We start from the raw sequence: 12,712 nt of genomic DNA on the forward strand, positions 1-12,712 counted from the left end.
AGAAGGCATTTATTGTGATTGAACGTCAAGAAACTGGTCAGCGTATGAGCCGTATCGTAAAGCATAATGGTACTGTTTACCTATGTGGCCAAGTCTGTGCAGATGCGACACAAGGTATCACTGAGCAAACTCAAACCATGCTAGATAAAGTAGAAACGCTACTGGAACAAGCTGGCAGTGATAAAGAGCACATGCTTTCTGCGACAATTTACATCAAAGACATGAAAGATTTCGCTGAAATGAACGCGGTATGGGACAGCTGGGTGCCAGCAGGTCACGCTCCAGCACGTGCATGTGTTGAAGCGAGCATGGCGCGCGATGTGTTGCTAGTGGAAATCTCCGTTGTCGCTGCAGTTAAAGAATAATCGCTATTAACGAATTATCATCTCATTGCTTAAGTAAAAGATTAATTGGGTCGATAATAATAGCTAAGGGTTAGTTGTGTGTGGGCTCTAGGTGTTTATCAAGGAGGATGTGGTAATGAAAAAGCGGAATTCGGTATGGCAGGCTTGTTGTAAATGCACTTCCCGTTCTCAGTTTATTGTGTTCACTTTGTTCTTGCTATTGGCGATGCCAGCGTCATTGCCTGTCATGGCAAAAGAGATATCGGTAAAATCCCAGCCTAAATTGAGCCTTGAAGGGACATTCAATACTCAGCGTGTTTGCTTCTATCAAGGGCAGTCATACTCGTTGGGGGCAGTGATCGCCATTGAAGGCGTGCTGATTGAATGTCAGCCGGAGAAACACTTTGAAACCAATGGTGCCCTCAAGTGGGTCAAGGTTGAAAAGAAGCTGTAGTTAAAGATTTATTTGACGACATCGCGCCACAATAATTAGCCTATAAAGAAAATGCAGCCATATCCCAAAGGGCAGGCTGCATTGTCGTAACAGGGGGAACTGTTACTTGAATATTGAATGTCTGGATTAGCGAATAAGGCGACCTGAATCAGGACCAAGTTTGCCGGTACCGCCTTCATGGTGAGCAGTTTTAGCTCCCATTTCTTGCATCAAAAACTCTTTCAATGCCGCAGATTCGCGCTCGTTAGTTGGTTTCCAGTTAGAGATCACTCGTGCTTTATTGCTGTTCATCGAATATTTCCTTTTCTATCCATGATATGGATTCAATATCATGTGCTTAGTGATTCATAGTGTTGCTGTCATTTTCATACAAAACGAGATCAATTTCCACTATTAATTCGTTCTGCGAATGCACTTTGTTTGATACTCATTGATAACAGAGAATCGCTTTTAGGCATATCTGACCAGTGAGCTGGGAATATATGCAAGCAAATAGAGTAACTATGTCCATATTGAGTGCTTTATTAAATATAGCTGTAAAGTGGCACAAAAAAAGCCGATACCATGAAGGAATCAGCTTTTCTGAATTATGAGAAAAATGTTGTAAAATTACACAAATTTTCAGTTTACTAAGCGAATTAACGCATTAGTGAGCGTGTTTTAAGCTCAAAAATCAGTTTTTCTGCACTGCACTCGAATTGGATACGTGCCGTTAGTTCTGTGCTGTCATCTTTAAGCGGGCTAACTTCATGCTTGAAGTTAGTATTAACTTCTTTAGCTAGCGCAAGGTAGTTAGCAAGTTCAGCTTCTAGAGCTGCTTTATCGCCACCGAAGATTTTTACATCAGCAACATCATCATTTTCTTTAATGATGAAACCCATCTCAGCAGATACACCGCAGGCTTCGCAGGTTTGGTAATCTTGGCTTTCGTTTGTCATGGCGTTTACTCTATCTCCATTTATATTGTACCCAAGTAACTTTAAGGTGCTTGGTTACCTTTCGGTAGCTCTGCATTTTGCAATTTAAAGTCACTTGCATTTATGTGGACATCATAAAACTTTGTGATGAAGATCGCTACGGGGGAATGTTATTTTTCATAATACAAATGATATCAGCGAGCGGAAGTTGTCTTTCATCTTGGAAGGAGGGTGGAGTATACCCAAGTAACTTCAAGTCACTTGGGTAGATATGATTTATCCCAGTTAGCTAAGGTTTGGATAAAGCTGATGAATTTGAGTCAGTGTTTGCTGGAAAGGGTACTGCTCCATTTTGCCAAAACCCGATAGCTGGCGAGCTTTAATCGCGTTGTGAAGTGGGCTTGTCATTCCGCATAGGAAACGGGTGAGAGCGGCTGCTGAAGGAGTTACTGGGCAAGCGGAAATAAACGGGTCGCACCATGCTTTAAGCATATTCTCCGATACTTCAGCTAACTGGTTATCAGATGGCAGCTTGGCAACGCTACCACGGCATGCCGAGCAATGACCACATTGTTTTGGGGCTTGGTGATCTGCAAAGTAAGTTGCTAATTCATGGCTAAGGCACTGCGGGCTTTCGAAGAAAGCGAGCATGTTGTCCAATCTTGCGATTTCACTCTGCTCTTTGGCTTTAAATAGCTGATACAAGCGTGCGGCTTCTTCGTTGATGTCGAAGTTTGGATTAGTAACACGATACACATCGGTCATCTGTTTGCTTTCCAAAGCAACCCAGCCTTTTTCACTGAAGTAGTCGATTGCGGCAACAACACGTTTACGCTCTGTTTGGGCGGTTTGCCATAAAGCATCGAAATCAACTGTATGCCAGGTACGTGCTTTTGGCGAGCAGGCAAAGATGTGGCTAACGAAGCTTTGTCGTTCGCCTTGGAATTGGTTGATGATAAATTGCTGATCGACAAGTAATTTGAAGCGGTAGTCGGCAAAGTAGGTGTACTGAGGCTCAATGACTTGGGCCATTTCCAAATATACCAGCAGGGTTTTCAACGGCAACATGCGGATATTACTTTCCTTGGAGAGCCGCAATTGCACCACTTCCCACTGAGGAGCATTTTGTTGGATTTGCCCAAGTACTGTTTCTATCGCAGACTGATCGGGGGTGTCGCCGTAAACGAAGTTCTCCAACACATTTAGCCCTGACTTGCTGCCTAGCAGTATGCAGTCGGAATGCTGGCCATCACGTCCAGCCCTACCGATTTCCTGGCTGTAGTTTTCTATTGATTTGGGAAGATCGAAGTGAATAACTCGGCGAATGTCGGCTTTGTCGATCCCCATACCAAAGGCGATGGTGGCAATCGTACATTGGTGTTTGCCCGCCATGAAATCACTTTGAATTTGTTGGCGGCGATCGCTGTCCATTCCGGCATGGTATGCTTGCGCCATGATTCCTTGTTGTTGCAGTGCGGCTGCGAGCTCTTCTGCTGTTTTTTGTAATGTTACATATACAATGCTCGGCAGTGACGGATCGCTAGCTAGCGTATTATACAGAGTGGCTAGTTTGTCAGACTCTGAGGTCGGGGCGATGGTCAAATCGAGGTTTGGGCGATAGAAGCCGGTGATCACAATGTTGTTATCTTCAATCCCGAATTTTTGTCCCATATCACTGATAACCGCAGGGGTTGCCGTCGCTGTCAGCAAGAGCACCTGTGGGATATTCAGCAACTGGCGATACTGAGGCAGCTTCAGGTAATCTGGGCGGAAATTATGTCCCCACTCGGAAATACAGTGGGCTTCGTCGACCACTAATAATGAGATCGGCACTTGGGAGATAAATTGACGAAAACGCTCATTGTTCAGCCTTTCGACTGAAATCATAAGGATCTTTATGGTACCGGAGCGTACCCCTTGCATAACGCGCTGTGTTTCTTCCCAGCTCTGACTTGAATCGATGGAAGCCGCTTGAATGCCTTTGCTGTGTAAGAAGCTGATTTGGTCTTTCATCAACGCCAATAGTGGCGAGATAACCAGTGTTAGGTTCGGAAGCTGCAAAGCAGGTAACTGATAACACAGTGACTTGCCCGAACCTGTGGGGAAGATAGCGGCAGCAGAATGGCCTTCAATGACTTTAGTTATCACTTCATCCTGGCCGGGACGAAGATTATCGAAACCAAAATACTGTTTAAGGTTATTGAGATACATGGGCAGTTTATGTTGATGGGGCAATATACCGATCATACCTAAGTATGGGGGGATTGCCCATTCGGTTAGCTTGTTTGCTATCGAATTCATGTTGTTGAACTAATGATAGCGATGAGATACACACAGACTGTGAAACAGCCCTAGTGATTCTTGAATCTGTCCGCTAATAGGTAGAAATCATCAACCCGGCGCTTGATCTCTGCACTGCTTTGCTCGACTTGGTTCACGCCCTCGAGGTTTTGCTGGGACGTGTCGGCTAAAGCGTGGATATGTTCACTGGTTTGCTGGGCATAGGACTCTTGGCTTTGTGCCGAGGATGACACCTGGTCGACAAGCTCATTGATGGCCTGCATGTTTTGCTCAACTGCGCCCAATGCTTCAGCCCCTTGGGCGGCTTGGTCAACACACAGCAAGGTGTCGTTATGGTTGTTCTTGATCAGCACTTGCCAATTTTCGATAGTAGTAAGCATATTGCCAATACTGGTCTGAATTTGTTCTGTTGCTGATTGAGTACGAGAAGACAGAGCGCGAACCTCATCGGCAACGACAGCAAAACCTCGGCCATGTTCACCGGCACGGGCTGCTTCGATGGCAGCGTTGAGGGCAAGTAAATTGGTTTGATCGGCAATACCACTAATTTCTGACATTACTGCACTGACGGTACTGGCCTCGGTGCTGAGTTTGTCGGTTGCATCAGTGGCGTGGCGCGCTTGGGTCGAGAGTGCATTCAGACTTGATTGGGTTGCATCGAGCTGATTTCGGGTGACGAAGCATTGGTCACGAGTCAGATCCAGAAGCTGGTGGCTCTCGTTAGCGTGAACTGAAATGGTCCGTGCAGAATCGGAAATATTGTCGATTGCTGTCGCGATATGCTGAATAGCTTTGTTTTGTTCGCCGATAGCACTATTAACCCGGCTGGTGGTATCACTTAAATCGTCGGCTAAATCATGTAAAGGCGCGGCAGAATCCGTCATTCTGCCTAGTACTGTCCGCATTCCTGCGGATGCCATTTTCAGGTGGTAGTCGACGACCGAAAATGAATCACTTCCAGAAAAAATGGTTCGGCTGAGGCTGTCATATTGTGATTTCAAGTGCGTAATTTTTGACGGCGTACCGAACAACTCTTGACGGAACAATGCGCCCAAGACTATAGAAGGGGAAAGCGAGACCAAGGCAGGAATGCCTATACCGCTTGCCTCCAATGTCATCGCAACGGGAAGGGCACAAGCGGCTAACAGTAACCCATATTTCACTGGACTAGGCAGGTTGAGTGACAGGCGTTTTCTCCCACGTTCCGTTTGGAGTAACTGCTTATATGCCGTTTCAGCTGTTTTCACCAGCTGGGCATCAGGTTTAACCCTTACTGATTGATAACCTATGACTTTGCCATTGTCATAAATCGGTGTGACGTAAGCGTCCACCCAGTAGTAACCACCGTTCTTGGTGCGGTTCTTTACAATCCCGCGCCAAGCATTTTTGGCTTGGATCTGTTGCCACAGATCCGCAAATGCCATCTTTGGCATGTCTTGGTGGCGGATAATATTGTGATTTTGCCCGAGTAATTCTTGTTCTGTATACCCTGCAACACGGCAAAAAGCGGCATTACTGTACGTAATAACCCCTTGAAGATCAGTGGTTGAGACTAATTGTTCACCTTCTGGGAAGGTTACTTCCTGATTGAGGTTTGGCTGGTGGTTAGTGTTAACTATTGGTGTTGAGCGCATCACTAGATAACCTTTGTATGTGTCTGTTTTTACTATTGATAAGACCATAACGATGTAATTAATGGAATTTGTTTGTGTGGTTTTTGTGTGTTTTGTTAACTCGTGCGGGTTTGTTTGTTAAGCGTAGCGTTTAGTTGCTTTGGGTGGCTAGGGGGGGGAATAACAGAAGTTGAGTCAGCGGTGTCTCAACTTGAGTGGGAAGATATATTTTGTAATGAGTTTAGTTACATAAATTGTAGAGGAAATAAGTGCGACTATCGGAGGGTGTTAAAATGATACTTCAAAATATACCTTGCTGATTTTTAATCTTTTTACTGTGTTTTTTATAACAAATAAACGGTAATAGGTTATTGATACAGATATAGGTAAATAATAATACATTTGGAGTGTGCTATGTCTTGGATTCACCATCTAAGCTTTCGTTGGAAGTTTCTGATCCCCGTCATTTTTGCTGTCACCATGTTCGTGGTGTTTTTTGCCTTTGTAGTATCAGTCTCCATTGACCAAAAGCAAATTAATTATTTTCTAGACCATAAGATTGAACCGACATTGGCGCAAATGGATCAGGGATATCGAGATCTTTATCAATTAAATACCGCTGCTCAGGGGGTCGTACTTGCCTCGGGTGATAAGGGCTTTCTTGCTTATCACATCGAGCTGTTTGAAGATAACGAGCCGAAGGCGCTGGGGAGGTTATTATCAGCGCAGTCACTGGTTGCCGACGGTTCAATTGCTGGTCGTAACCAAGCTGCTCTGAATGCGATTCAATCCAGATATCAACTGCTTGTTAAGCATTACACAATTATCGTTAATGACCCATCTCAGGCAGAGGAATATTATTTTACCAACCGTGAAACAATGAACGAAGGTTTTACCGCTTTAGTTGATGAGTTCATGTTGCTGAGATCGACGATCGAACAAAAAGAAGCGTCAGTAAAGCAGGAGTTGGTAGATAAAGTCGACTGGGCCACAATTCTGTTAGAGGTGGGAGTGATAGTTACGGCTTTGGTATCCCTAGCTGGGACTTGGCTGTTGTCCAGTATCATTATTTCTCCACTTAAGAAGCTCACTGTAGCCATGAATGATATTGCCAGTGGGGATGGTAATTTAACGCAGAGAGTCAAAGTAAGTAGCAAGGACGAAGTCGGACAGCTTGGCGAAGGTTTCAATGCGTTTGTCTCCGAAATTCATCATACGATTATAGATGTCTCGGCGACATTACAGGTTGTACAAGAAACCACTGGAGATATTCAGAATGAAACCAAAAATGTTGCTATTCATGCAAACGCGCAACAGGAAGAAAGCGCCCATGTCGCCACCGCAGTGCATGAGATGAGTGCGACCAGCGATAATGTCAGTCAGCACGCACGTGAAGCTGCACAAGCGAGTCAGCATGCCAGTGAAGAGTCTAAAGCAGCCAAAAACGTTCTCGAAAATGCGGTGGGTTCTATTCACCAATTATCTGAGGATATTGAAGGGTCTAACCAGGTGATCACCGAGCTAGAGCGTGATGTTGCTAATATTGCCTCTATTCTGGATGTCATCCGTGGCATTGCCGAACAAACGAATTTACTGGCGTTGAACGCGGCGATTGAAGCGGCCCGTGCCGGTGAGCAGGGAAGAGGCTTTGCGGTTGTAGCTGATGAAGTACGTTCACTTGCGAGCAAAACACAAATGAGTACCGGCGAAATTCAAACGATGATTGAGCGTTTGCAACATGGGGCTAAGCAAGCGGTAGCTGCAATGGAGCGTAGTCGTGAGAGTGGAATTACAACTGTGAGCCAGGCAAATACTGCCAATGAATCTTTGGATCTCATCAGCCACTCTATCGAAGTGATTAACGAAATGAACCTGCAAATTGCGACTGCTGCGAACCAGCAGAGCCAAGTGAGTGAAGATATTAGCCAGAACGTCCAAAAAATAGCGGATAAAAGTCAAGAAGTGGTCGGGAAGGTAAGTGCAACGGAAGAAGCCTTTATACAACTTGCAACGCAATGCCAGAAATTGCGGCAGCAAGTTGGTCGTTTCCAGGTTTGAAAACCACTGATTGTTAGCGAAGCCCCACGACTGTGGGGCTTTTTTATTGAAATTCAGAGAGGTAGCCATTGTACTGAAATAGTTGCATACGGTATTCTGGTTATTAACTGAACGTTGTTTATTAAGGAGAGCAACATGCCGTACGATACTTTGGTCACTGTCGGTATCTTTATCGTCGTAGCAATTGTATTTATTGCTTCAGGCGTTAAAACCGTTCCACAGGGTAGTGAATGGACCGTTGAACGGTTCGGACGTTATACCAAAACACTACGTCCTGGTTTGAATTTGATTGTGCCTTTTATCGACCAAGTTGGTAACAAGATCAATATGATGGAACGAGTGCTGGATATTCCGGCGCAAGAAGTTATTTCACGAGATAACGCCAATGTGACCATTGACGCGGTGTGTTTCGTGCAGGTCATCGATGCGCCGAAAGCCGCTTATGAAGTGACCGATCTTGAACATGCCATTCGTAACCTTACTCTCACCAACATCCGTACTGTACTGGGTTCGATGGAACTCGATGAGATGCTATCACAGCGAGATACCATTAATGGTCGACTACTGACCATTGTTGATCAGGCTACAAACCCTTGGGGGGTTAAAGTCACTCGTATAGAAATAAAAGATGTGCAGCCGCCGGCTGATCTTACTTCAGCAATGAATGCACAGATGAAAGCTGAGCGTAATAAGCGAGCAGAGGTTCTGGAAGCTGAAGGGGTTAGACAGGCTGAAATTTTGCGAGCTGAAGGTCACAAGCAATCTGCAATCTTGCGGGCGGAAGGTGATAAGCAAGCCGCTATTTTGCAAGCAGAAGCTAGGGAGCGAGCGGCAGAGGCAGAAGCCAGAGCGACGGCTATGGTGTCCGATGCCATTGCCAACGGGGATCTTCAAGCTGTGAACTACTTCATTGCCCAAGGATATACTGATGCGTTGAAAACGATAGGCCAAGCTGAGAATGGTAAAGTTATTATGTTACCTCTGGAAGCGACTGGCCTTATGGGGTCAATTGCGGGTATCACTGAAATCCTCAGCCAGTCAGGGAGTAGTAAAGAAGGAGAGAAAGGTAAGCAGGCATGATCACGTTACTTGAGCAAATGAATATCTGGCATTGGCTGGCGCTGGGGCTGGTTTTGTTGCTATTGGAATTACTAGGTACCGCAGGTTATCTGTTATGGCTAGGCGTCTCGGCTTTGTTGGTAGGAGGGATCTTGTTCTTCCTACCGTTAGGTTGGGAAATGCAATGGATGACCTTTGCTGTCTTTTGTTTGTTCACGACATGGTTGTGGTGGCGTTACCAGCACAAACAAGATAAAGCCGGTGACGAGCAGCGCAATTTGAATCAACGCTCCGAGCAATTAGTTGGCCAAACGTGCGTACTGGAAAATGACTTTCCGCTCGGGCAAGGGCGCTTGCAGCTCGGTGATACGACGTGGACTGCTAAATCAGAGTCCAACATACCTGCAGGCACCTTGGTTGAAGTAATAAGGGTCGAGGGTATCGTTGTCATCATTCAAGAAAAAGTGAGTCAGTAAAATACACTATCTGCTGGCAATTCGCGGTGGTGGCGCATAATGGTAAGTTTATGTTTGCTGCTGCCGCTATATTGAAGGCGATTCAAAAGTGTTTGTTATTTGCTGGTATTGCCTCTGCTTATGCAGAGGCTTTTTTTTGTTTATTACTGTAAACAGATTGTTTCCTAATTGGCGGTGTTGGTGAGTAAGTGCAAACGATAAAATGCAATGCAACCGATTACGTCGGTGATAGATACCAAGCAACGTGAAGTCACTTGGGTATAAAAATAACGAGTTAGTCAGTCAGATAGAAGAAGATAAAAACATGAAATTGGAAGCTGTAGATTATAACGCGCCCGATGCCGCCGAGCGTTTTGTTGAGTCACTTCGAAATACGGGTTTTGGCGTTTTGAAAAACCACCCGGTCCAGCAGCAGCTTGTTCAGTCAATATATGATAATTGGGACGGTTTTTTTAACACGGAAGAGAAAGAAAACTTCCGCTTTAATGTTGATACTCAGGATGGTTTTTTCCCTTCAGAAGTCTCTGAAGTCGCCAAAGGGCATAGCAAAAAAGACATCAAAGAGTATTTTCACTACTACCCTTGGGGTCAGTGCCCTGATGCACTGAAAGCCGAGTTACAACACTACTATGAAGAAGCCAATAAGCTAGCAAGTCAGCTGCTAGGCTGGGTAGAAGAACACTCCCCGGTTAACGTTTCAGAGCTATACTCCCAGCCTTTGTCATCAATGATTGATGGCAGTGAAAAGACCTTGCTACGCGTGCTTCACTACCCGCCATTAAAAGGTGATGAAGAACTAGGTGCTATTCGTGCTGGCGCGCATGAAGATATTAATCTTTTGACGGTACTTCCTGCAGCGAATGAGCCGGGACTTCAGGTACTGACAAAAGAAGGTAATTGGTTAGATGTACCATGTGATTTTGGTAACTTAATCATTAATATTGGTGACATGCTACAAGAAGCATCTGACGGTTACTTCCCGTCAACGACTCACCGAGTGATTAACCCTAAAGGTGCGGATAAGACCAAAGCGCGTATTTCATTGCCGCTATTCCTTCACCCGAAGCCTGACGTTGTGCTGTCAGAGCGCCATACGGCGAACAGTTACTTGATGGAACGTCTGCGAGAACTTGGCGTAATTTAAGGCTTCTAGCAAGGCAAATAAGCATAAAAAACCAGCCTGCAGGCTGGTTTTTGATTTTAATCAATTAGGCATTAAATAGCTGCTGATCTGGCAACTCTCTCATTCAATCTCCTTCTACACTTATCATAGCCACAGAATCTGCTGACAAATCTAAGCAAAAAACAGGTGGTGATTTATGAAAGTTTTCCCATTGCTAGTTGGTACTATATTGACCGTTGCACTGACCGGCTGTGAACCGCCAGAACGCGGAAATACTGCTACGTTTACGCTGCCTGAGGGTAACGTCGCTCACGGTGAAGAATTGTTCCGACACTATCAATGCTTGAGCTGCCATACTATGGAAGGCTATGAGCGCCCTGAAGTGCTGGATGAATCCGGTGTCAATGTCGCGTTGGGCGGTAAGGTACCGAGCCTGAAGAAATACCAGGAACTGGTCGTTTCTGTTATTAATCCATCACACCGAATTGCCAAGGGGTATGAGCCTGAAGAAGTCATGCGCTCGGGTGAGTCTATTATGCCAAGTTATAACGACGTAATGACAGTTACAGACTTGGTTGACCTTATTACTTTCCTTGAAAGTAAGTACGAGCTAGAGCCTTTTGAATATACCCAGTATGAAGGGTTTTATTATTAATTTTCACCGGCCCGCGAGGGGTTTGGAAATTAGGCCCATGACGGGCCTTCTTTTTATCTTTGATCATATTTGCCGATACTCGCCACAAACAAACGCTGCCAACCCATAACCCCGCAGTGCATCAATGTAGCAATTGATGCGTGTTTGTCCTGTCGGGAAGTCAGTGGGTGATAATCCATCGGTAACGGCGAGATGGTCAAAAGCCGTGTGAGAGCCTTGTCTTTGTTCTTCGACTCGTTTCTGGCTGTGCTGAATGGTCTCGAACAGTATTTGTGAGCGGTGCACGTGAATTGATGCGCTAACCAAAGTGGTGTGCTGGATTTGATGACGTTGCAAAATCTCTAGGCTGTGCTGGGCGTTTTCTATGGTGTTGGCCGCTTTATCTTCTTTAATTACTCTGCTGCCGTTAATTCCATTTTCGACCAACCAGGCTTTCATCTGTTCGGCTTCGGTTATACCTGCAGTCTCAACACCACCAGTGACAATGACTAAGCTGTCTGGTGACTGGGTGGCAAGCTTGAGAGTGTGTTCCAGTCTCTGTATCAATGGATTAGCAATAGAGCCGTCGTTATTGAGCTTATAGCCTAGCGTCACAATGGCATGGCGTGGAGTTGGAACATGAACCGAGTCAATGGGCTGGTGTCGATAACAGATAGGCTGCCTCAGGTTGCTTTCAATAATAGTAATGACGTCAGAGACGGCTTGGGCGCATTGATTATCAATATGTGCTAGTTGTTCGATATGTTCAGCGACATGCAGCAGTTTTTTTTGATAGTGATGCCATACCGCAAGGTAGCCATGAAGCATGACTGACTGTTGGTAACTAGCGGCTAACAGCGCCTGACTGTAGCAGTTTATCGCGTGATCTATATTCCCTTGGAAGCTATTCATATTGGCTAAGGTCATGAGGATATCAGCTTTTCCGGTATCCTTCGCCAAGCACAAAGCTTTAGATAAGTAATGCTGCACGGCTTCAAGGTTCGAAACGGCTTTGCCGCCTAAATTGAAGTTGTGGCGACTGGGGCTATTGTAGGCGTCCAGTGCCCGTTGGATATTGTCCATATTTATTCTAAACACCTAGTCTGTTTGCTTTTACTTTATCGGTATATCGTATCCTTCATACAGAGATATACAAAGCGCCGGAATTGTCAAAAACTCAGAAAAACAGAATATTAAATTTTGGTACTGTATTTTTTTTGTCTAGGAGTGGTATTTAGGGAACGGTTTAATTAGAAGGGAAAATTGGCTGATTTGGGCTAGCTTTATATCAGGTGTGCACGTTGATAAGGAGAGACGGATGGCAAATGTTTTCGAGCAGCATGGCGCATTTAGCTGGACTGAATTAATGACAGATGACCCTGAAAAAGCGATTGAGTTTTACCGCCAAGTCATCGGTTGGGAAGTTGAAGCTATGCCAATGGAGGAGGGGACTTACCATATTGTCAAAGCGGGAGGTCAACCTGTTGGCGGTATCATGGGCAAACCACTCGGCTATGAAAATATTCCCAACCACTGGGGTAGTTATATTACGGTTGATGATGTTGATGCTACGATAGAAGCTGCGAAGGCTGCGGGCGGATGTATTGTCTATGAGCCCAAAGATATTCCCGGTGTTGGCCGCATTTGTGCCATCAGCGATCAAGACGGTGCGATTGTTTCTGTCATTGCTTACGAGCAAAAAGAGTGTGAGTAAATTGATATAACAGAAAGCC

Annotated in this window: 13 protein-coding genes; 8 read left to right on the forward strand and 5 right to left on the reverse strand. The window is 45.2% G+C overall.

What is annotated here, in order from left to right:
* Positions 1 to 14 precede the first annotated feature (14 nt).
* Positions 15 to 365: a RidA family protein gene (locus ACVA58_RS13700; RefSeq protein ID WP_446511007.1), complete on the forward strand. Its 351-nt coding sequence runs from the start codon at positions 15 to 17 to the stop codon at positions 363 to 365.
* A gap of 115 nt (positions 366 to 480) precedes the next feature.
* Positions 481 to 798 (forward strand): DUF1496 domain-containing protein, encoded by a 318-nt coding sequence (locus ACVA58_RS13705; protein ID WP_446511008.1) that lies wholly within the window; start codon positions 481 to 483, stop codon positions 796 to 798.
* 126 nt (positions 799 to 924) lie between these two features.
* Here ACVA58_RS13705 and ACVA58_RS13710 read toward each other — a convergent pair whose 3' ends face one another.
* The 4 genes from ACVA58_RS13710 to ACVA58_RS13725 all read right to left on the reverse strand — a co-directional run bounded on the left by ACVA58_RS13710 (position 925) and on the right by ACVA58_RS13725 (position 5,650).
* Positions 925 to 1,089: a hypothetical protein gene (locus ACVA58_RS13710; RefSeq protein ID WP_166645346.1), complete on the reverse strand. Its 165-nt coding sequence runs from the start codon at positions 1,087 to 1,089 to the stop codon at positions 925 to 927.
* 347 nt (positions 1,090 to 1,436) lie between these two features.
* The gene (locus ACVA58_RS13715; RefSeq protein WP_446511009.1) at positions 1,437 to 1,736 is read right to left on the reverse strand and encodes a YfcZ/YiiS family protein; all 300 of its coding nucleotides are present in this window, start codon (positions 1,734 to 1,736) and stop codon (positions 1,437 to 1,439) included.
* Positions 1,737 to 2,000: 264 nt separating this feature from the next.
* The gene (locus tag ACVA58_RS13720; RefSeq protein ID WP_446511134.1) at positions 2,001 to 3,926 is read right to left on the reverse strand and encodes a RecQ family ATP-dependent DNA helicase; all 1,926 of its coding nucleotides are present in this window, start codon (positions 3,924 to 3,926) and stop codon (positions 2,001 to 2,003) included.
* Positions 3,927 to 4,066: 140 nt separating this feature from the next.
* A complete protein-coding gene (locus ACVA58_RS13725) occupies positions 4,067 to 5,650 on the reverse strand; it encodes a methyl-accepting chemotaxis protein (protein WP_446511010.1) in 1,584 nt (527 codons plus the stop codon).
* Positions 5,651 to 6,043: 393 nt separating this feature from the next.
* Between ACVA58_RS13725 and ACVA58_RS13730 the strand changes: the two genes are divergently transcribed.
* From ACVA58_RS13730 to ACVA58_RS13750, 5 genes are all read left to right on the forward strand, one after another.
* Positions 6,044 to 7,687, forward strand: a complete 1,644-nt coding sequence (locus ACVA58_RS13730; protein ID WP_446511011.1) for a methyl-accepting chemotaxis protein — start codon at positions 6,044 to 6,046, stop codon at positions 7,685 to 7,687.
* 135 nt (positions 7,688 to 7,822) lie between these two features.
* Positions 7,823 to 8,767 carry an SPFH domain-containing protein gene (locus ACVA58_RS13735; protein WP_446511012.1) on the forward strand — a complete coding sequence of 315 codons (945 nt, stop codon included), beginning with the start codon at positions 7,823 to 7,825 and terminating at the stop codon, positions 8,765 to 8,767.
* Entirely contained in the window at positions 8,764 to 9,222 is a 459-nt protein-coding gene (locus tag ACVA58_RS13740) for an NfeD family protein (protein ID WP_446511013.1), read from the forward strand. Before ACVA58_RS13735 ends, ACVA58_RS13740 begins: the two co-directional genes overlap by 4 nt.
* 304 nt (positions 9,223 to 9,526) lie before the next feature.
* A complete protein-coding gene (locus tag ACVA58_RS13745; RefSeq protein WP_446511014.1) occupies positions 9,527 to 10,366 on the forward strand; it encodes a 2OG-Fe(II) oxygenase family protein in 840 nt (279 codons plus the stop codon).
* A 175-nt stretch (positions 10,367 to 10,541) separates the two neighbouring features.
* Entirely contained in the window at positions 10,542 to 11,000 is a 459-nt protein-coding gene (locus tag ACVA58_RS13750) for a cytochrome C (protein WP_446511015.1), read from the forward strand.
* A gap of 63 nt (positions 11,001 to 11,063) precedes the next feature.
* Here the strand turns inward: ACVA58_RS13750 and ACVA58_RS13755 are convergent, their stop codons facing one another.
* On the reverse strand, positions 11,064 to 12,062 hold the full coding sequence (locus tag ACVA58_RS13755; RefSeq protein ID WP_446511016.1) for a YdcF family protein: 999 nt from the start codon (positions 12,060 to 12,062) through the stop codon (positions 11,064 to 11,066).
* 235 nt (positions 12,063 to 12,297) lie between these two features.
* Between ACVA58_RS13755 and ACVA58_RS13760 the strand changes: the two genes are divergently transcribed.
* Positions 12,298 to 12,693 (forward strand): VOC family protein, encoded by a 396-nt coding sequence (locus ACVA58_RS13760; RefSeq protein WP_446511017.1) that lies wholly within the window; start codon positions 12,298 to 12,300, stop codon positions 12,691 to 12,693.
* Positions 12,694 to 12,712 lie beyond the last annotated feature (19 nt).

This window comes from Photobacterium sp. DNB22_13_2, from assembly GCF_052873915.1.